General features: G+C 50.8%; 21 protein-coding genes and 1 riboswitch. Of the genes, 19 read left to right on the forward strand and 2 right to left on the reverse strand.

Annotated features, from left to right (window positions below; translation table 11 throughout):
• Window positions 1–363 precede the first annotated feature (363 nt).
• A complete protein-coding gene (locus tag GQY55_RS29065) occupies window positions 364–783 on the forward strand; it encodes a hypothetical protein (protein WP_160045413.1) in 420 nt (139 codons plus the stop codon).
• A gap of 99 nt (window positions 784–882) precedes the next feature.
• On the opposite strand, the gene GQY55_RS29070 is transcribed toward GQY55_RS29065, so the two are convergent.
• Window positions 883–1,266 (reverse strand): hypothetical protein, encoded by a 384-nt coding sequence (locus GQY55_RS29070; RefSeq protein ID WP_236575943.1) that lies wholly within the window; start codon window positions 1,264–1,266, stop codon window positions 883–885.
• Window positions 1,267–1,618: 352 nt separating this feature from the next.
• On the opposite strand from GQY55_RS29070, the gene GQY55_RS29075 reads away from it, so the two are divergent.
• From GQY55_RS29075 to rsmI, 10 genes are all read left to right on the forward strand, one after another.
• A complete protein-coding gene (locus tag GQY55_RS29075) occupies window positions 1,619–1,807 on the forward strand; it encodes a sigma factor G inhibitor Gin (RefSeq protein ID WP_160045415.1) in 189 nt (62 codons plus the stop codon).
• A gap of 297 nt (window positions 1,808–2,104) precedes the next feature.
• Entirely contained in the window at window positions 2,105–3,712 is a 1,608-nt protein-coding gene (locus GQY55_RS29080; RefSeq protein WP_160045472.1) for an aminotransferase class I/II-fold pyridoxal phosphate-dependent enzyme, read from the forward strand.
• A gap of 174 nt (window positions 3,713–3,886) precedes the next feature.
• Window positions 3,887–4,531, forward strand: coding sequence for a dTMP kinase (gene tmk, locus GQY55_RS29085; protein WP_160045416.1), 645 nt, complete (start codon window positions 3,887–3,889; stop codon window positions 4,529–4,531).
• A gap of 105 nt (window positions 4,532–4,636) precedes the next feature.
• The gene (locus tag GQY55_RS29090) at window positions 4,637–4,966 is read left to right on the forward strand and encodes a cyclic-di-AMP receptor (protein WP_036712689.1); all 330 of its coding nucleotides are present in this window, start codon (window positions 4,637–4,639) and stop codon (window positions 4,964–4,966) included.
• A 256-nt stretch (window positions 4,967–5,222) separates the two neighbouring features.
• Window positions 5,223–5,666 carry a YaaR family protein gene (locus GQY55_RS29095; RefSeq protein ID WP_160045417.1) on the forward strand — a complete coding sequence of 148 codons (444 nt, stop codon included), beginning with the start codon at window positions 5,223–5,225 and terminating at the stop codon, window positions 5,664–5,666.
• 201 nt (window positions 5,667–5,867) lie between these two features.
• Complete coding sequence (gene holB, locus GQY55_RS29100) at window positions 5,868–6,842, forward strand: DNA polymerase III subunit delta' (RefSeq protein ID WP_160045418.1); 975 nt, start codon at window positions 5,868–5,870, stop codon at window positions 6,840–6,842.
• Window positions 6,843–6,889: 47 nt separating this feature from the next.
• Complete coding sequence (locus GQY55_RS29105) at window positions 6,890–7,690, forward strand: PSP1 domain-containing protein (RefSeq protein WP_160045419.1); 801 nt, start codon at window positions 6,890–6,892, stop codon at window positions 7,688–7,690.
• Window positions 7,691–7,718: 28 nt separating this feature from the next.
• Window positions 7,719–8,081: a DNA replication initiation control protein YabA gene (gene yabA, locus GQY55_RS29110; protein ID WP_160045420.1), complete on the forward strand. Its 363-nt coding sequence runs from the start codon at window positions 7,719–7,721 to the stop codon at window positions 8,079–8,081.
• Window positions 8,082–8,174: 93 nt separating this feature from the next.
• The gene (locus tag GQY55_RS29115) at window positions 8,175–8,939 is read left to right on the forward strand and encodes a tRNA1(Val) (adenine(37)-N6)-methyltransferase (protein WP_160045421.1); all 765 of its coding nucleotides are present in this window, start codon (window positions 8,175–8,177) and stop codon (window positions 8,937–8,939) included.
• Window positions 8,936–9,817, forward strand: a complete 882-nt coding sequence (gene rsmI, locus GQY55_RS29120; protein ID WP_160045422.1) for a 16S rRNA (cytidine(1402)-2'-O)-methyltransferase — start codon at window positions 8,936–8,938, stop codon at window positions 9,815–9,817. Before GQY55_RS29115 ends, rsmI begins: the two co-directional genes overlap by 4 nt.
• Before the next feature lie 205 nt (window positions 9,818–10,022).
• Here the strand turns inward: rsmI and GQY55_RS29125 are convergent, their stop codons facing one another.
• On the reverse strand, window positions 10,023–10,277 hold the full coding sequence (locus tag GQY55_RS29125) for an AbrB/MazE/SpoVT family DNA-binding domain-containing protein (protein ID WP_036712714.1): 255 nt from the start codon (window positions 10,275–10,277) through the stop codon (window positions 10,023–10,025).
• Between the two features lie 313 nt (window positions 10,278–10,590).
• Between GQY55_RS29125 and GQY55_RS29130 the strand changes: the two genes are divergently transcribed.
• The 8 genes from GQY55_RS29130 to GQY55_RS29165 all read left to right on the forward strand — a co-directional run bounded on the left by GQY55_RS29130 (window position 10,591) and on the right by GQY55_RS29165 (window position 18,112).
• Window positions 10,591–11,871 carry an HD domain-containing protein gene (locus tag GQY55_RS29130; protein WP_160045423.1) on the forward strand — a complete coding sequence of 427 codons (1,281 nt, stop codon included), beginning with the start codon at window positions 10,591–10,593 and terminating at the stop codon, window positions 11,869–11,871.
• Window positions 11,872–11,939: 68 nt separating this feature from the next.
• Entirely contained in the window at window positions 11,940–12,710 is a 771-nt protein-coding gene (locus GQY55_RS29135; protein ID WP_160045424.1) for a TatD family hydrolase, read from the forward strand.
• Between the two features lie 214 nt (window positions 12,711–12,924).
• Window positions 12,925–13,148: riboswitch (cyclic di-AMP (ydaO/yuaA leader) on the forward strand.
• Window positions 13,149–13,418: 270 nt separating this feature from the next.
• Window positions 13,419–14,630, forward strand: a complete 1,212-nt coding sequence (locus GQY55_RS29140; RefSeq protein WP_160045425.1) for a 3D domain-containing protein — start codon at window positions 13,419–13,421, stop codon at window positions 14,628–14,630.
• A 155-nt stretch (window positions 14,631–14,785) separates the two neighbouring features.
• Window positions 14,786–15,334 carry a ribonuclease M5 gene (rnmV, locus tag GQY55_RS29145; protein WP_160045426.1) on the forward strand — a complete coding sequence of 183 codons (549 nt, stop codon included), beginning with the start codon at window positions 14,786–14,788 and terminating at the stop codon, window positions 15,332–15,334.
• A 1-nt stretch (window position 15,335) separates the two neighbouring features.
• The gene (rsmA, locus tag GQY55_RS29150; RefSeq protein WP_160045427.1) at window positions 15,336–16,223 is read left to right on the forward strand and encodes a 16S rRNA (adenine(1518)-N(6)/adenine(1519)-N(6))-dimethyltransferase RsmA; all 888 of its coding nucleotides are present in this window, start codon (window positions 15,336–15,338) and stop codon (window positions 16,221–16,223) included.
• Window positions 16,224–16,342: 119 nt separating this feature from the next.
• On the forward strand, window positions 16,343–17,239 hold the full coding sequence (gene yabG, locus GQY55_RS29155; protein ID WP_160045428.1) for a sporulation peptidase YabG: 897 nt from the start codon (window positions 16,343–16,345) through the stop codon (window positions 17,237–17,239).
• Between the two features lie 231 nt (window positions 17,240–17,470).
• Window positions 17,471–17,731, forward strand: coding sequence for a biofilm formation stimulator Veg (veg, locus tag GQY55_RS29160; protein ID WP_160045429.1), 261 nt, complete (start codon window positions 17,471–17,473; stop codon window positions 17,729–17,731).
• A gap of 201 nt (window positions 17,732–17,932) precedes the next feature.
• Entirely contained in the window at window positions 17,933–18,112 is a 180-nt protein-coding gene (locus GQY55_RS29165) for a small, acid-soluble spore protein, alpha/beta type (protein WP_160045430.1), read from the forward strand.
• The last annotated feature ends 89 nt before the right edge of the window (window positions 18,113–18,201 follow it).

Genomic DNA, 18,201 nt, shown 5'->3' on the forward strand with positions numbered 1-18,201 from the left:
GTTGCCAAGCGAAGGACCACTGTTGATGTATAATCGACGGTGGTTTTTTTATTTTATGGCGCAGGGAATTATTTGTCGTTTGATGCTTTGTTATATGCTGCGTATTTCAATCTAAAGCGGTTATCGTCGATATGATCTTTGTTCTACCGTTGTAGGGATGGTCATGCCAGGGATAATTGTGAATCGGCAGGTTCCCCCGCGAAAATGGAGTGTTTATATCGGCGAGCTTTTACTGCTCACTAAACTAAAGTAACATTTTTGTTACCGACGCGCCAAAAGTTGTCAGTATAATATGAAGTGTACATGTCAGGAGGTGTATTGGAGGTTATTAAGGGAACCGATCTTGGAAGAAGGAGGACATACATGCGCAGACGTTCTTGGCTGCATGCTCTTCTTTTGTTTAGTATCGTTATGCTGCTGCTTGCAGGATGCGGAAAGTCTCAACCATCGTGGTCGTCTTTTGAAGGGGCTGCAAATGAAAAGACCTTTCCCGTTCCGAAAGAAGCAAACCGAACCGATCGTAATGTAGGAAATACTAAAATAGATTATGTCCGTTATTCAATGAGCGGCCTCAAGGAAAAGGACAGTTTTCCCGAGGAATATTTAGAGAAAATAAAAGAGTGGGGTTGGCGCGAAAACACGGATGAATCCGAAGGGGCTTCCAAAGTATTCGAGAAGCAGAACCGGGTCGTCCATTTGACCATACACGATAATTATTTCACGGTCACCGTACTAGCGAAAGGCAAGGCGGCTGTAAAAAGCACGGACTCCACCAAACCATAAAAGACCCGCATCTTAAGATGCAGGTCTTTTTTTAATATTAGAGATTGATTCTTAATCATTATCCACATGCATTGAAATTCAGGTTTGGATCCATAGCGTTTATTGCTGGTAATAAGAAATATCCTGACGGTTGAATTTGATCATTCCGTCTTTGCGCAGCCTGGATAGACGGGCGTAGACATAGAAGCGCGGAAGCAAAAGCCACAGATGCCAGAACAGCAAGGAAACGACAAACGAAAGGGGAGAGAAAAACAGAAACGCTAGAAAGAGCACCAGCCCGATGCTTGTAATGTACGTATAAACTTTTCTGAACATGCGGAAGCTGATATGCTGATCCGTAACGTATCCGACCCAGGGAATCTGCATAGAGAACTTCCACCGCTTATGGTACGCAGAGCCGGACAGGAGCAACACCGAGCGGGAAATAACGTAATGAATCCAAAAAACGAGCGGCGCTGCGAGCACAAAATAAAATATGCTCATCCAGGATATCAACAGCGTCTCCGCAATCAGCGCGATATAAGGAAGAAGGAGATAACAGCGGACGAAAATCCGCTTTACCGGTATCCTTTTGATTAACTTATAATGATAAAAGGTAGCGTTGATATTGTTCTCCTCAGTCATAGAAAAATAGCGTTCCTCCCTTATGTCTTTATTTCATATATCGGCTCTTTCTCGGGAATTCATTAAGTTTTCGTGTACAAACACGCGTTTAGTCGCAGATGAATATGAATGGTGTAGGCCATAAGGGATATGAAACAACTATGAAAGGGTTTAAAATAATAGAAAATGAGCCATACTTCATAGTAATCAAAGAAACAAGGTGGGATGGTTGATGGAAGATAATCATACCGAACACGTCTGTATCATTTGCGGGCAAACGAAAGAAGAAGGGATCACGATCGTGTCCCAGTTTATTTGCGAGGATTGCGAAAGCGAAATGGTGCGCACCGATGCCGGGGATGCAAAATATCATTTTTATATCCATCAGATGAGACAAATCAGCATGCAGACCCATGTTTGAGGCAAATTCGGCAATATGCTTGGAAAGCAGCTAAAATACATTGGACATATCGTGGCTTCGCAATATTGCGAATGAAGGAAGGGCTGGCGGAATGCTTGCCCTTTTTTTAAGATCAGTGGTAAAGCCTGCAATTGGACTTGGCAGAGCTTTTTCTTCACAAGTTTTCGTTTTGAGCCGGCACGAGCTCTTTAATAAGAGGAGCTTGATTTCGGCTTTGTTTTGCCGTTTCGTTAGCTGGATGGTTCAATATACGGTAAAATAGGGTATAGAGTGAAACCGGAAGGAATCGAAGTCGAAATGGGCAAAAAACAGTTGGAAAAAGAAAAGGCGCCTCTATTCGAGGCACTATGTCAATACAAAAACGGCAGGCAAGCCTCCTTTCATGTACCCGGCCATAAAAAAGGACGGGCTTATGCCGCTCTGGGGGGAGCGGGTTTTCTGGATCAAGTGATGGAGGCGGATGTCACGGAAATTTCGGGGACCGACGATCTTCACCATCCCGAGGGTGTTATCCGCGATGCACAGAGGCTGGCTGCGGATTGTTTCGGGGCGGAGGAAAGCTTTTTCCTCGTTGGCGGAAGCACGTCCGGCAATTTGGCGATGATTTTGACCGTGTGTACGCGTCCCGGAGATATATTGCTGGTCCAACGGAACGTGCATAAATCGGTACTCAACGGCTTGATGCTGGCGGGGGCAAGGGCGGTGTTTCTGCAGCCGTTGGTAGACGAGCCCAGCGGGCTTGCCACGGCGCCCGCAGCCGAGACGGTCACCGCCGCACTGGCCGCATATCCGGAGGCCAAAGGCGTGCTTGTCACCATGCCGAACTATTACGGCATGGGAACCGACTTGGCGCCGCTCGCGGAGGCCTGTCATCGGCACGGCGTGCCGCTGCTTGTGGACGAGGCGCACGGCGCCCATTACGGGCAGCATCCGGAACTGCCCGTAAGCGCGTTGGCCAGCGGCGCAGACGTCGTCGTTCAATCGACGCACAAGATGCTGGCCGCGCTCACCATGGGAGCCATGCTGCACGTCCAAGGTCCGCGGGTGAACCGCGGACTTCTCCGCCAGCGGCTGGCCATGGTGCAAAGCTCGAGCCCATCGTACCCGGTGATGGGCTCTCTCGACCTGGCGCGGCGCCAGCTGCACGTGCAGGGCGCCGCAGCCTTCACGGCGGGTCTTGCCGCCGTGGAGGGACTGAAGCGCGGCCTCAGGGAGCTGCCGCGCTTCGGGCTGCTGCAGCCGCAGGCGCAGCAGCGGGGTGCCGCCGGCGATGCAGCGGCGGCCTATGCCACGCAGGACCCGTTCAAGGTGGTCATTTATGACCGCACCGGGGTCCTGAGCGGCTACGAGCTGCAGCGCCGGCTTGAAGCCTGGGGCTGCGTGCCCGAGATGAGCGATGACCGGTACGTGGTCCTGCTCTATAGTTTGGGGTCGACGGAAGAGGACACCCGTCACCTTTTGATGGCCCTATCGCATATAACTGTAGAGAAGGCGGACGCCCAGCCGATGCATTCTCCATCACGAGTTCTGCAGCCGCAGGCTTCCGCGCATGTCGACAAGGCCAAAGAGAACCTTGCTGTCGAATTTTCCACGTGGAACATTTTTGAACCAACCGCTTTTTCGGAGCCGGTCCCATTCAGCCTGACCCCGACCGATCCCGACGACGTGGAGGCCATTCCACTGGAAGATGGTTCGGGGAGGATGGCGGCAGAGATGGTTATACCGTACCCGCCGGGCATTCCCGTTTTGTACCCGGGAGAACGGGTAACCGAAGCGACGATCCGCAAGCTGCAAGCCTTGGCGCAAGCCGGTGCCAAATGCCAGGGCGCCCAGGATCCGAAGCTGAGGACGATCCTTGTTTACAAAGATGGAGACTCGTCTCCGGATCGCGGAAAACTTTTTTGAGCTCATGCGGGCGACCAGTGGCAAATTGATATACCCCAAAATTATAAGAATCGTCGATGAATCGCGCTTTAAACTTCGGGCCGCAGTCAAACGGGGGAGGATTACCAGACCGCGCTTCCGATATTGTTGCAAAATACCTAACTTAAAAATAACAAAAGAGCAGGAGAATGTTGAATGAGTCATGGCAGGGGAATATTCGTTACGCTGGAGGGAGGGGAAGGAACCGGAAAAACGACCGTTATAGGCAAACTCAAGGACTACCTGGAAAACCGCTCCGTCCCTCATATCGTGACGCGCGAGCCGGGAGGCATCGAAATCGCCGAAAAAATACGCGAGGTCATTTTAAACCCGAGCCACACGGCGATGGACCCACGTACGGAAGCTTTGCTGTATGCCGCTTCGCGCAGCCAACATCTGGCGGAGAAGGTGGAGCCCGCGCTGGCGGAAGGCAAGCTGGTGTTGTGCGACCGGTTTGTCGACAGCAGCCTCGTGTATCAGGGATATGCCCGCGGAATCGGCATGGACGAAGTGTGGAGCATCAACCAATTTGCGATTCATGACCGGATGCCGCAGCTGACGTTTTATTTGGATATCGAACCCGAGGTGGGATTGGCGCGTATTGCCGCCAACCGGAACCGGGAAGTCAATCGTTTGGATCTGGAGGACTTATCGTTTCATCATAAAGTAAGAGAAGGGTATTTGCAGCTTGTCGAACGTTTTTCCGATCGGATTGTCGTAATCGATGCATCGCAAACGTTGGAAAATGTCGAGCGGGACATCATTCGGAGCTTGGAAGAGCGGATTTTAAAGGATTTTTGAGGACCTTTGTCAAATAAGTTAAAGATGGCTTGGAAGGACAACGGGCCGCTAAATCAAGGACTTGTTTCCGTATCAAGCCAAAATTCAAAGAGGAGGGAATGCAGGATGAAACTGATCGTTGCGATTGTACAGGATAAAGACAGCAACCGTTTGTCTGCGGGGCTGGTGAAAGCGAATTTTCGGGCGACAAAACTGGCAAGTACCGGCGGGTTTCTTCGGGCGGGGAACACCACATTTATGATCGGGGTGGACGACAGTCAGGTCGAGGCCGTAATGAACGTCATCCGCAGCAGTTGTAAAGTCAGGGAGCAGCTTGTTACTCCGGTTACGCCGATGAGCGGTACGACAGATTCTTATTTGCCTCTCCCCGTTGAAGTTCAAGTGGGCGGAGCCACCGTATTCGTGCTGCCGGTAGACCGTTTTGAACATTTCTAAGTAGGATTTTGCAAAAAATTTGATTTCAGGATCAAATGTTTGCAAAAGCCTGACTAATTCAAGGGATGCTGCAACATCCCGCCACGGCTTCAGGGACCGGAAAAAAGGGCAATTACGAACCTTCGGTGCCGCAAAGCGGGCGGAATCCTTGCAGCGTTCTGACCATCCGAAAAAAACGCAGCCGGGAGGATCGCAGCATAAGGCGAATGAAGCCTTATTTCGCATTATTCTTGGCAGCTAAAGGCAGGAGATATTCTTGAAAATCAACCCGGGGTTTAGACCCATCAAAAGCGAACTCCCGGTAACCGACGGTTTGACGAAACCCGTTCAGCAAAAATCTTTCCTGGACGTCATGCAGCAGCAGAAAGAAACCGCCTCCCAGGAGGAGCTCGGGCGCCGGTTCAAGGAAATTCAGATGCAGGGGGAACGCTTGGCCCGTTCCATGACCATCCGCGAGCTGAAAGCATATCGCCTTCTGGTGAAGCGGTTTTTGGAGGATACGGTGAGACGCGGCGTTACCATGAAGGAAGCTAGAGGATGGGACCGACGCGGTCGGGGAAAACGATATAAATTAATCGATGAGATTGATGCGGCGCTGCTTGGCTTGGCTGACGAGATGCTGGAAAGCGAGCAAGGAAAAATTGAGCTGCTGCAGCGAATAGGCGAAATCCGCGGCATGCTGATCAATCTCGTTTTTTGAAGAAATAGGAATGAACAAGTTTGCCTTGTCATGATAAACTAGAGATATAAGCCGATCATCATAGGCAGATTCAAGGGAGATTTTGCAAGGCCGCAATAGGACGATTACAAGCCCGCCAAGGATGAAGAATCTTTTAATATGCGTAATAAAAGGCTGCAATCGGAACCGGTTTTTGTAAAATCTTAAAGGAAGAGAGGAACTATGTCTTTTCAGGATATTATGGGACAGGATGCGGCGAAAAAGCTGCTGCAGAATGCGCTTCGCAGCGATTCCGTGAGCCATGCCTACATTTTTAGCGGGCCGGCCGGCTGTGGGCAGATGAAGACGGCGATAGCCTTTGCTCAGGCGCTGTTTTGTACCGAACGCGTGGATGATGCATGCGGGCAATGCCTGGAATGCCGCAAAGTCCAGCACGGGAACCATCCCGATCTTCATCTTCTCGCTCCCGACGGATCGTCCATCAAAATTGACCAGATCCGCGAACTGCAGCGGGTCTTTTCCTATCGTTCGGAATCGGCGAATCCGAAGGTGTATATTATAGATCACGCTGATTCGATGACGGTGCAGGCGGCCAACAGCCTGCTTAAATTTTTGGAGGAGCCTCCGGTTCCGGCCGTGGCCGTTCTGATTACGGAAAATGGACAAGCGCTGCTGCCGACGATTCAATCGCGGGCTCAGACGATCCCCTTTTTCCCGTTAAATCCGGGACTGATGCTTCAGCAGCTGGTCGACGAAGGATACCCTTCGGCGCTTGCCCGCTGCGCGGTTCATTTATCGTCCGGACTCGACGGATGCCGCGAAATGATCGAGCAGAATTGGTTTGCAGAAATTAGAAGCGTAGTGTTACAATTAGGGAAGGAGGCTCTCGGACGAGGCAGCTCCGCTCTGGTGACCGCAGCGCAGAAGGTGTTTAAGGCCGGACTCTCCGATCATCTGGATGTACTGTTAAGTTTGTTTCATTTGTGGTTCAAAGATATGCTTCACGTCCAGTACGGAAAGCACGAAAGTATCGTTTTTATAGATCAGTTGGAGTTCTTATCCACACATGCATCATCCCGCAGCACAGCACAATGGGTCTCCTATATGGATTTGGCCGCAGAGTGCCGGAAGAAATTGCGCTACAATGTGAATGGCCAACTTTGTATCGAACAATTTTTGATCGGTTTGGAAGGGTAGCTTCATGGCCAGCCAATTTTTTCTCTGGCATACAAGGGGGTTAGTTTTTGTACAGTGTAGTGGGCGTCCGTTTTAAGAAAGCGGGCAAAATTTATTACTTCGATCCGCTTGATTTTCCGATTGAAAAGGATCACAGCGTGATCGTTGAAACGGCGCGGGGCATCGAATATGGCAAAGTGGTTGTCGGAAAAAAAGAAGTAGGGGAAGCCGACGTGGTCCTGCCCTTGAAAAAGGTGATACGCATTGCCGGCGAAGCCGACGCACGCGTTGTAGAAGAGAATAAGCAGGCTGCCAAAGAGGCTTTTACGACCTGTTTAAATAAAATCCGCGATCATGGTCTCAAAATGAAGCTGGTGGACGTGGAATTTACGTTTGACCGCAACAAAATCATTTTTTATTTTACGGCCGAGGGAAGAGTGGATTTCCGGGAGCTGGTAAAGGATTTGGCCGGGATCTTCCGGACGCGGATCGAGCTCAGACAAATCGGGGTCCGGGACGAAGCGAAGATGCTGGGCGGCATCGGCCCATGCGGTCGCATTCTTTGCTGCTCCTCCTGGCTTGGCGACTTCGAGCCGGTATCGATCAAAATGGCCAAGGATCAAAGCTTATCGCTGAATCCGACCAAAATTTCCGGTTTATGCGGAAGACTTATGTGCTGCTTGAAATATGAGCATGATAATTATGAAAGTGTGAAGGAAGAACTGCCATCGGTAGGCAAAATCGTCATCACGTCTTTGGGCGAAGGCAAAGTGGTCGGCATCAACGCCGACAGCCGTTCCGTTCATGTCCAGCTGTTTGACATCGGCAAGGTCAGGGAACTGCAAATGGATGACGTTGTCATTAAGTAAACCATAGGGTTACTTTCGGGGTGGAGACTTGGAAAAGAAAAGTATTTTTGCACACATTCAGGAAATGGAAACACAAATGGGACAGATCCATAGTGATCTAGGTGAAATGAAGCTGATTATGAAAGAGCTGCTGGAGGAGAATCACCGGCTGACGCTGGAAAACGAACACCTCCGCAAAATATTGAAGGAAGCTTTGCCCGCCGAAGAGGGAGCTCCTTTGCCGCAGCCTCATGTCCCGATCAAACCCGAACATCCCAGCGATGTCGTAGGTGAAGGGTATGACAATCTGGCACGGCTTTATCATGAAGGCTTTCACATTTGCAACGTGTATTATGGACATTTGCGCACGGAAGGCGATTGCCTTTTCTGTCTGTCTTTTTTGAATAAATGAAGCCGTAGGAGCGACTCCTACGGTTTTTTTTCAACAATCCGAAAGTGTAAACTTTTCATGAAGGAGAACAATAGATAAAGGAAAATGGAACCGATGAATATGGACAAAAGTCTGCTTTTGGAGCCCTCGGAGCGCATCGACGATCTGCTGACCCATGATCTGCACATTATTCAGAGCGACGAGGTGTTCAGCTTTTCGATGGATGCCGTACTGCTGGCCCGTTTTGCCGGCGTTCCGCCAAGAGGAAAAATATTGGACCTTTGCACGGGCAATGGCGTCATTCCGCTTCTACTGAGCACGCGCACCAAAGCGCAGATCGAAGGCATTGAAATTCAGCCCAGACTTGCGGGAATGGCCAAGCGCAGCGTAGCGATGAACGGGCTTAAGGACCGAATCGTCATTCGGGAAGGCGACTTAAAGGAGCTTTATAAGGAAACGGGCCACGGAGCGTACGACGCCATTACGGTGAATCCGCCCTACATGCCGCTGAACGGGAGCGATATTAAATTGAACCCGCATCAGGCGATTGCCCGGCATGAAATCGGCTGTACGTTGGAGGATGTTATTCAAGCCTGCTTCCGGCTCGTAAAACCGGGAGGAAAAGTAAGCATGGTGCATAAACCGCAGCGACTTGGCGAAATCGTAACATTGATGCGGCAGTACCGGCTGGAACCGAAACGGATGCGTTTTGTTCACCCCCGCGCCCATTTGGAAGCGAACATGGTGCTGATTGAATGTATTCGGGAGGGAAAACCGGATGTAAGGCTACTTCCGCCGCTGATTGTATATGACGAACATAATCAGTATTGTCCGGAAATCATGGAAATTTATTACGGTTCCAAAGAGGGAGAAGCATGAGTCTGACACGTCAAAGCAGTTTTCAAGACCATTCCGGCGGCAAGGGATCGCTGTATCTTGTCGCTACGCCTATCGGAAATTTGGAGGATATGACTTTCCGGGCGGTTCGGACGTTAAAGGAATGCGATATCATTGCAGCAGAGGACACGCGCCAAACGCGAAAGCTGCTGACGCATTTCGAGATCAGCCCGCAAATGCTGTTCAGCTACCATGAGCATAACAAAGCGGCGAGCGGGCCGGAATTGATACGCTATATAATAGAAGGAAAAAATTTGGCGCTTGTGAGCGACGCCGGTTTGCCGGCCATTTCCGACCCTGGGGCCGATCTCGTCAAACTGGCGGTGGAGGAAGGGATCAACGTCATTCCGATTCCGGGGGCGAATGCCGCTTTGTCGTCCTTGATCGCGTCCGGCCTACCGACGGACAGGTTTACCTTTATCGGCTTTCTTCCGCGCGAGCGAAAGGACATCGAGGAGACGCTTCATTCTTTCAACTCAGCGCAAGGAACGCTGCTGTTATACGAATCTCCGCACCGGGTGGTCAAAACGTTGACCGCGATCCAAAACGTCCTCGGGAACCGCAAGGTGGCATTGGCCCGCGAACTGACGAAACGCTACGAAGAATTTGTTCGCGGAGACGTGCAGGAATGTCTGGACTATTTGCAGGAGCATCCGCCCCAAGGCGAATATTGCTTGGTTGTGGAAGGGACGAGTTTAACAGAGGAGCGGGAGCGGCTGTCCGCTTGGTGGCAGGATCTGACGATCGAGGAGCATGTCGCGCATTATGAGGCGGAAGGAATGCCGCGTAAGGAGGCGATGAAAAAAACCGCCGGTGACCGCGGAGTTTCGAAGCGCGATATTTATAACGCTTTGATATAACGATGGATGCACAAACTATGCCAGGCAGGCTGCAGCGATAAGCCCGGCGGAGGGGAGCCTTAGGGCCCAAATTCCGGCGCGGGCACGCAGCCTGCAGGACAAAAAAATGTCTCCAAAGGCCGGGTTCTAAGCCTAGGAGACACCAAGGAGATATGAAAAAGGTTAGAATTAACAAATAGAATAATACTATTATATACTAAAAAACTTAATTTGTCACAGGTGTTGGGATTTCCGAGATGCAATCGTGGCAAACAATTTTTCCTTTGAAATACGTCACGTTCTCGGCATTGCCGCAAAAGATGCAGGCAGGCTCGTATTTCTTGAGCATGATGCGCTCTCCGTCCACGTAAATTTCCAAAGCGTCTTTTTCCCCGATGCCTAGTGTGCGGCGCAATTCAATCGGAATAACGACCCGGCCCAGTTCATCTACTTTTCTTACAATACCAGTTGATTTCATCATAACTGATCATTGCTCCTCTCGCCATAGTTTTATAGTGCCATAATTCGACAACGTTCTCTCTTTTATGATATCAATAATACCAACGATTCCCAAAACAGTCAACCTATCAAATTCGTCCCCAAAACGAGCACAGATTGCTTGGTAGTAGGGAAATCACTAATATCAGGATTCTTTTCCCATTATATATCCTTGGTAGGATAATGTCGATTTGGAAATCGCTTTTTCTACCTTAAACGACATCATTCGACATGTATTGTCGAAAAAAATTCAAAAATAGTTTGATTTTTAAATTTTTCAGAAGGAGATGAATCGCATGCATACCTTAAATGAAGAAAAAGTGTTCAAGGATCCCGTACATAATTATATCCATGTTCAGCATTCCACCATCTGGCGGCTGATTAACACGGCGGAATTTCAAAGGCTGCGGCGAATCCGCCAGCTCGGCACCTCTTATTTGACGTTCCACGGGGCGGAGCACAGCCGGTTTTCCCACTCCCTCGGCGTTTACGAAATTACGCGCCGTATCATCTCGCAATTTGAGCGAAACGGGTATGCCGACTGGCCGCACAGCGAGAAGCTGCTCACCCTTTGCGCCGCTCTGCTGCATGATTTGGGACACGGTCCATTTTCCCATTCGATCGAAGAGGCTTTCGAAATGGACCATGAGGATTGGACCCGACGGATCATCCTCGGGGACACCGAAGTAAACGCGATTTTAGCGGAGGTGGCCGATGATTTCCCTGTCAAAGTCGCCTCGGTAATCGCCAAGGATTACGTTCATCCGATCGTGGTTAATCTGGTATCCAGCCCGCTCGATGCCGACCGGATGGACTATTTGCTCCGGGATGCCTATTACACGGGCGTCAATTACGGAACGATCGATATCGACCGGATTCTCCGGATGCTACGTCCCTATCAGGGAAGAATCGTCGTTAAGGAATCGGGAATGCATGCGGTGGAAGACTACCTGATGTCCCGGTATCAAATGTACTGGCAGGTTTATTTTCATCCGGTGACGCGCAGCTCTGAAATTATTTTGCGGCAAATCTTCCGCCGCGCCAAGGAGTTGTACCGAGATCACTATGCCTTTGGATTCCTGATTGATCCGCTTCCGGGGCTTTTCGAAGACAAGCTTTCCGTTCAGGATTATCTGAAACTTGACGAAGCGTTGATCCAAACCGTGTTTTCGCAGTGGACGAACGAAAAGGATGCCGTGCTGAGCGAGCTTTGCAGCCGTTTTATGCATCGCAGATTGTATAAATATGTGGAAGTGGAATCAGTGGACCTTGAGATGATCGATCAGATCCGCCGTGATTTTAAGCGGGTAGGACTCAACCCTGAATATGATCTCGAGGTTGATTTTCCGACCGATCTTCCGTACGATGTATTTCGGCCCGGCGACGAATCCAGCCAGAAGCAGATTCTGCTGCTTGATAGAGAGGAACGCCTGCGGGAAATATCGGAGGTGTCGGATATTGTCCGCTCCATCAGCGGGATTCACCGCGGGAAATACCATCTGTATTATCCCGGGTCGAAAATGAAAGACGTCATTTCTTCCCTTTCCGACCCGGTTTCCCAAATTTTCAAGCGATAACGACAGCGATTGCTTTGAAGGATGACCCATATTAATCTATGCTTTCTGACACGAAGGGAGTTCCAAGCATGAATTTATTCGACACGCATACGCATTTGGATGCGCCGCAGTTCGACGAAGACCGGGAGGAAACTATAGTTCGCGCTTATGAGGCGGGCGTTACCCGGATGATTAACGTCGGGTTTAACCGTGAAACGATCCCCTCCACGATGAAGCTTGCGGAAACGTATGATTTTATATATGCCGCCGTCGGTTGGCATCCCCAGGATGCCGTCACGATGAAAGAAGGCGACCTCGAGTGGATTGCATCTTTATGCAGTCACGAGAAAGTGGTGGCCATCGGCGAAATCGGGCTTGATTATTACTGGGACACTTCGCCGAAGGACGTTCAGCATCGCGTGCTGCGCCAGCAAATCGGTTTGGCCCGGGAATTGAACATGCCGATCGTGATTCATAACCGGGACGCGCACGAGGATATCGTAAAAATTTTGCGCGAAGAGAAGGCAAGCGAAGTCGGGGGCGTTATGCATTCCTATTCCGGCAGCTGGGAAACGGCCAAATTATGCTTGAACATGGGATTCCATCTGTCCTTCGGGGGACCCATCACGTTCAAAAATGCCAGACAGCCCAAGGAAGTGCTTGCGCAGGTTCCGATGGACCGGCTGCTGATCGAAACCGACTCTCCTTACCTGACGCCGCATCCTTACCGAGGAAAACGAAACGAATCTGCCCACGTTCGTCTGGTGGCCGAGGCCGCCGCCCAAATTAAAGGTGTCGAAGTGGAGGAAATTGCCCGAATTACGACCAAAAATGGGCTGGAACGATTTGGTATTAAATGAAAACGGGAGAAAAACAGCTGAAAAAACGAGCATAAGCGAAGCATTAAAGTTTTTTAACCAAAAAAACGAAGAATATTACAATTTTTTAACCATATATTCAAATAAACGTTGTTGATTCCCGCTTTACAACATGCATCAAAACAGGATATCATCTTGTCAGTGAACTTGAGCTGCTGTAAGCCGTTTCCTTTTTCGGTTATGCGGCGGCTTCCGTGAACCAATCACGCTGAATCTTTCGTTTTGCGAAAGAGCGGGGGAACCGATACATAGAGAGCGTTGCGGTCGCAGCCGCATCGATGCTCAGGATGTATTTGATTTCTTTACAGGGTCTCAGGGGTGAATTCGGCGCAGTCCGCCATGAGCGGGCAGGCGTTGATCGGGCGGCTCTCTTTCGCCCAAACCCGACAGCTAACTCCGTAAGCGGCATAAAGAGAGGGTTTCGTGCATTTACTTTTCCGTCATTCAGACATCCAGGGAAGCCACGAAAGAGTCCTCGCAAGCTCTTAGCAGGCTTCTTTTGTTTTTGAATAATGGAGAAGGCGTCGTCATACTGTTGTATAACAGGAGGCGACAAATCATGAAAAATCGATCGGTTCGTGGTGCAAGAGCGCATGCTCCTTGTGCGGTCTTGTAAAAAATCAAGTATAGCCCGCGTCAAATCATTCATGCGTAACTCTAATGGCGAGGCTATGAAGGAGGATCGAGAAAATGGGCATTTTCGGTCAAGAAGAGACCCATGATTCAAAAATCTCCAGCATGTCTTACGCATTGCGATGGAAGCATGAGAATTTGCGCCAAATCTCTACTGCAGCTATCGTTACAATCGCACTTACCATCATGATTTTGCTGCTGGTCAACTCATCCACGCGCAAACAGGTATACCTGGTGGTAGACGGTCAAGTCAAGAAGATTGAGACTAACAAGTCTGTTTTACAAGAAATGCTGGATGAGCAGGCAATCAGCCTTAAACCGGAGGATCAGGTTTCCATGCCGCTGAGCGGTTCGCTTCAGGATGGAGACAAAGTGGTGATCGACCGCGCCGCTCCCGTGCAGGTGACGGTGGATGGGGCGACGAAAAAGTTGTACACCACAAAAGACACGGTTGGCGACGTGCTGAAGGAGTTCGGCGTATCGCTCAAAGAGAACGATAAAGTCACTCCGGCTCTGACCGAGCGGGTGACGGAACAGACCGATATTCGTATCGTGCGCGTCAACAAGCAAGTCGTGGATCGCCACGAAAGCTTGCCTTTCCGCGTCATCAAGACGGCCGATCCCAGCCTGACCGTAGGCGATAACCGCGTCATTCAGCAGGGAAAGCCGGGCGTGATGGTGCAGCATATCGAAAAGGTATACCATGACGGCCAAATGGTGTCGATGCGCATGATCGGCAAAGAAGTGCAGACGAAAACGCTGGATAAAGTCATCGCCGTAGGAACGAAGAAAAAACCGGCTCCGCCAGTCGTACAGACAGCAGCCGTCAAATCTTCATCCACCGTCAAAGCTTCATCCACCGTCAAAGCTTCATCCACCGTCAAAGCTTCATCAGCCGCCAAAACGAAAAAAACAGTCAGCAGCAATAGCCGTATAAGCAAAGCCGGTGTTGATTTCTCATATAAAAAATTGATTCATGTTTCCATGACGGCATATTCCGCCGGCGAGCCGGGAATCGGGACGCGTACCGCGACGGGAACGCGCGTGACGGAAGGGCGCACCATTGCCGTTGATCCTAGCGTGATTCCGCTCGGATGGTGGGTGTACATCGAGGGGATCGGCTTCCGCCGTGCCGAAGACACGGGCGGGGCCATCAAAGGCAACAAGATCGACATTTATTACGACTCCGTGAAACGGGCCAACAATTTCGGCCGGAAATCCGGGCTCAAAGTGTACGTGATCGGTCCGGTGAAGCCGCAAGTGAATTAATTTCGTTTTACAATGTCATTCTAATGTTATAGTATTATGATCATGAAAATGTCATGCTAAAGAAGAGGAGCATTCCTCTTCTTTTTGTTGTTTGGATGTCCGAAAAACGCCTGACGCATGAACGGACGAGCTTTTGGGAAAGGAAGAAGCAGGCCATGATCAAAGAAGTCATAGTCGTGGAAGGCCGGGACGATACCGTAGCCGTAAAACGGGCGGTGGAAGCTGACACCATCGAGACCGGAGGGTCGGCGATCAACAGCCGCATACTGAAGCAGATCGCTTTGGCTCAAGAACGCAGGGGAGTCATCGTCTTGACCGACCCGGACCACGCCGGGGAACGGATTCGGAAAATTATCGCCAATAAGGTGCCCGGCTGCAAGCATGCCTTCATTCCGGAGGAGGACGCCACGCGGAAAGGGGACATCGGCGTGGAGAACGCTTCGCCCGAAGCGATCCGCAAGGCGCTCTCGCGCGTGCATACGTCTTACGAAGGGGCCGAAAGCCTGATCGACATGGAGGACCTGATGGAGGCAGGCTTGTTGGTGCACCCGGATGCGGCCCATAGACGCATGGTGATGGGGAACCTGCTTGGCATCGGATATTGCAACGGCAAACAGTTCCATAAGCGGCTGGCCGTATTTCAAATCACGCGCGAGGAATTTGCCAATGCTTTAGCCCAATTGGAACAGGAAAGGGAAGGTTGACATGCATCGAATGGACGACATTGCTTCGCCAAGGCGAACGAAAGAAATTATTCAGCGTCACGGGTTCTCGTTCAAAAAAAGCCTGGGGCAAAATTTTCTGATTGATCAAAACATTTTGGGCAAAATCGTGGAGGCGGCGGGGCTTGATTCCACGAAAGGGGCTTTGGAAATCGGCCCGGGCATCGGAGCCCTGACCGAAAAGCTGGCCCAAGAGGCCGGGGCGGTTACCGCCGTCGAAATCGACCAAAGGCTCATTCCGATTCTTCAGGAGGTATTGGAGCCGTATCCGCATGTGCGCATTCATCATGGCGACGTCCTGAAGACGGATCTTGATGCGCTTTTTGCGGAGGATTTTGCGAATGTGTCCAAGGTGAGCGTCGTTGCAAACCTGCCCTATTACGTCACGACGCCGATTTTAATGAAGCTGCTGGAAGAGAAGCTGCCGCTGGAGAATATCGTGGTCATGATCCAGAAGGAGGTCGCCGAGCGGATGGCGGCTTCACCGGGCACGAAGGACTACGGAAGCCTCAGCATCGCCGTCCAGTATTACAGCGAGCCGGAATTGGTATGCATCGTGCCGAAGACGGTGTTTATCCCGCAGCCGAACGTGGAGTCTGCCGTCATCCGTCTCAAAGTGCGTGAGCAGCCCCCGGTTGAGGTGGACGACGAGAAGTTCTTTTTCCAGGTCGTGCATGCTTCGTTTGCCCAACGCCGGAAAACGATCGCCAACAATCTCAAAACGCGATTTTTCCCCAAAGAGGGCCGTGAGCAGCTGGAGAGTTTGCTTCATGCTGCCGGCATTGAGCCGTCGCGACGCGGTGAAACCCTCAGCCTGCAGGAATTTGCCACGCTCAGCAATGTGCTGTTGAAAGGCGGCGTAACAAGCTAAAAGCCTCATTCGCAACCATTGTCATGCCGGCGGGAAGGATGGGTTCCAAGCTTATTTTGGCAAAAGGGAAGAACCAATAAGGGGATTCGCCCATACCATGGGGTAGGGGTGATGTTGTGATGAATATAGGAGACCTGGTCGTCCGCAAATCTTATGGCGGTGATATCGCTTTTCGTGTGGAAGATCTGCGGAGCAATTTGGCTGTGATCAAGGGGACCGAGTTTCGGCTGTTGGCTGATTCGCCCCTGGATGACCTTGTGAGGGTACCATATGCGCCGGTTACTGAGAAAACCCAAAAGGCCCATATTCGGGCAAACGAGTCGCTAAGCAGGCTGAAACGCCATCGGGAGGAGCTTACCGAACGAACGCAGGCCAACCTCGGCGGAGAGTGGCCGATGATGGAGCAGCCTTCGTATTTTGAAGTTCCGGGTAAAGTTCTCCATCTGGATGGGGATTTAAATTATTTGAAAAAGAGCCTTAGCCTTTATCAGCAGCTGCGCGTGCCCGTCGAAGGGCATTACGTCAACGAAGCGGGCATGGCGGATGCGCTGTACCGCCTGCTGCCGCGGGTGCGTCCGGACATCGTCGTCATTACCGGTCATGACGGCGTGCTCAAGCACCGGCCGAATAAGGACCTCTACAACCTGAACAGCTATAAAAATTCCCAAAACTTCGTTTCGGCCATTCAGGTCGCCCGTCAATACGAACGGCATTACGATACGCTGACAGTCATTGCGGGTGCCTGCCAGTCGCATTTTGAGGCGCTGCTGCAAGCGGGAGCGAATTTCGCCAGCTCGCCGGGGCGCATACTCATCCATGCGCTGGATCCCGTGTACGTGGCCGCCAAGGCCTCCTTCACGTCGGTAAGAGAAACGATCAACATGATGGATGTGCTGCACAACACGATCAGCGGAGCGCAGGGCGTCGGCGGCATCGAAACGCGCGGAAGCTACCGGATCGGCTTGCCACGCCTGAACGACCTGTCGCAGCTGAAAGTAACGCCTTCGGTAATGTAAAACCAGCCAGTCCCGACGTCCCGCAAAAATTTAAACAACGGCTGATTAAACCTTAATCATGGTTCATTGATTAAGGTTTTTTGTCGTTTACGGCGTGTATTCGGAAATCTTACAAAATGCCGCAAAAAAATCAATTGACAAAATAATTTTGATGCTGCTATAATTTAAATTTTATTTGACAAAAATCTCTTCCTGGGTTATAATGGACAAGGAAAGAGGTGGTCGTCGACAATGGCTAAAAATGCGCTGTTGGAAATCAAACGAAATCTCGAAGCTCACGTAGGTCAGAAAATATCGCTGCGTGCAAACGGCGGTCGACGCAAGACGATCGAACGCACGGGCGTGCTCGAGGGAACGTACCCTTCTGTTTTTATCGTCAAGCTGGACCAAGAACAGCAAACCTTTAAACGCGTTTCATACAGCTATGCAGATATTCTTACTGAATCCGTTGAAGTCACCATCTGCGAGGATCAGGCGAACGACGCGGAATAAGTTCGATCAAGCGTAACTTTTTTATTTGGGAACAGCTTTCCTTCTGGGAGGGCTGTTTTTTGTTGTCAGCGAAGTTCCCGAATGAGGGCGCATCCCGTGAGCAATAATACATAAGGGAATTCCTTATATCTCTTGAGTGAACGGTCATGCCGCAGGGATTCATGGCGGGATGCAACCGAAGATGGACAAGGAGGACTGCCCATGAGCCGCAGACGGCGCAGCGTGATGTCGGAAGAGCTGAAGACGGAGCTTGCCAAGGATTTGGGTTTTTATGAGACGGTCCAGCAGGAGGGTTGGGGCGGCATCAAAGCCAAGGATGCAGGAAACATGGTGAAACGGGCCATCCAACTCGCCGAACAGGCCGCAGCCCGCAAATCGTAGCTTCACACATGCCGGACGGAGATCTCCATCGCTTACATGGAATCTCCGTTTTTCTATATCCGCAGAAAGGTTCGAAATGACTTGTATGG

Origin of the sequence: Paenibacillus sp. USDA918EY, assembly GCF_009870825.1 — a bacterium.
In the GTDB taxonomy this organism is placed as follows: Bacteria; Bacillota; Bacilli; order Paenibacillales; family Paenibacillaceae; genus Paenibacillus_AQ; species Paenibacillus_AQ albilobatus.

Bases quoted from the DNA above. Each gene is read 5' to 3' on its own strand.
- GQY55_RS29065 (WP_160045413.1), top strand. From the start codon at position 364: ATGCGCAGACGTTCTTGGCTGCATGCTCTTCTTTTGTTTAGTATCGTT.
- GQY55_RS29070 (WP_236575943.1), bottom strand. From the start codon at position 1,266: ATGAGCATATTTTATTTTGTGCTCGCAGCGCCGCTCGTTTTTTGGATT.
- GQY55_RS29075 (WP_160045415.1), top strand. From the start codon at position 1,619: ATGGAAGATAATCATACCGAACACGTCTGTATCATTTGCGGGCAAACG.
- GQY55_RS29080 (WP_160045472.1), top strand. From the start codon at position 2,105: ATGGGCAAAAAACAGTTGGAAAAAGAAAAGGCGCCTCTATTCGAGGCA.
- tmk (WP_160045416.1), top strand. From the start codon at position 3,887: ATGAGTCATGGCAGGGGAATATTCGTTACGCTGGAGGGAGGGGAAGGA.
- GQY55_RS29090 (WP_036712689.1), top strand. From the start codon at position 4,637: ATGAAACTGATCGTTGCGATTGTACAGGATAAAGACAGCAACCGTTTG.
- holB (WP_160045418.1), top strand. From the start codon at position 5,868: ATGTCTTTTCAGGATATTATGGGACAGGATGCGGCGAAAAAGCTGCTG.
- GQY55_RS29115 (WP_160045421.1), top strand. From the start codon at position 8,175: ATGAATATGGACAAAAGTCTGCTTTTGGAGCCCTCGGAGCGCATCGAC.
- rsmI (WP_160045422.1), top strand. From the start codon at position 8,936: ATGAGTCTGACACGTCAAAGCAGTTTTCAAGACCATTCCGGCGGCAAG.
- GQY55_RS29125 (WP_036712714.1), bottom strand. From the start codon at position 10,277: ATGATGAAATCAACTGGTATTGTAAGAAAAGTAGATGAACTGGGCCGG.
- GQY55_RS29130 (WP_160045423.1), top strand. From the start codon at position 10,591: ATGCATACCTTAAATGAAGAAAAAGTGTTCAAGGATCCCGTACATAAT.
- GQY55_RS29135 (WP_160045424.1), top strand. From the start codon at position 11,940: ATGAATTTATTCGACACGCATACGCATTTGGATGCGCCGCAGTTCGAC.
- GQY55_RS29140 (WP_160045425.1), top strand. From the start codon at position 13,419: ATGGGCATTTTCGGTCAAGAAGAGACCCATGATTCAAAAATCTCCAGC.
- rnmV (WP_160045426.1), top strand. From the start codon at position 14,786: ATGATCAAAGAAGTCATAGTCGTGGAAGGCCGGGACGATACCGTAGCC.
- rsmA (WP_160045427.1), top strand. From the start codon at position 15,336: ATGCATCGAATGGACGACATTGCTTCGCCAAGGCGAACGAAAGAAATT.
- yabG (WP_160045428.1), top strand. From the start codon at position 16,343: ATGAATATAGGAGACCTGGTCGTCCGCAAATCTTATGGCGGTGATATC.
- veg (WP_160045429.1), top strand. From the start codon at position 17,471: ATGGCTAAAAATGCGCTGTTGGAAATCAAACGAAATCTCGAAGCTCAC.
- GQY55_RS29165 (WP_160045430.1), top strand. From the start codon at position 17,933: ATGAGCCGCAGACGGCGCAGCGTGATGTCGGAAGAGCTGAAGACGGAG.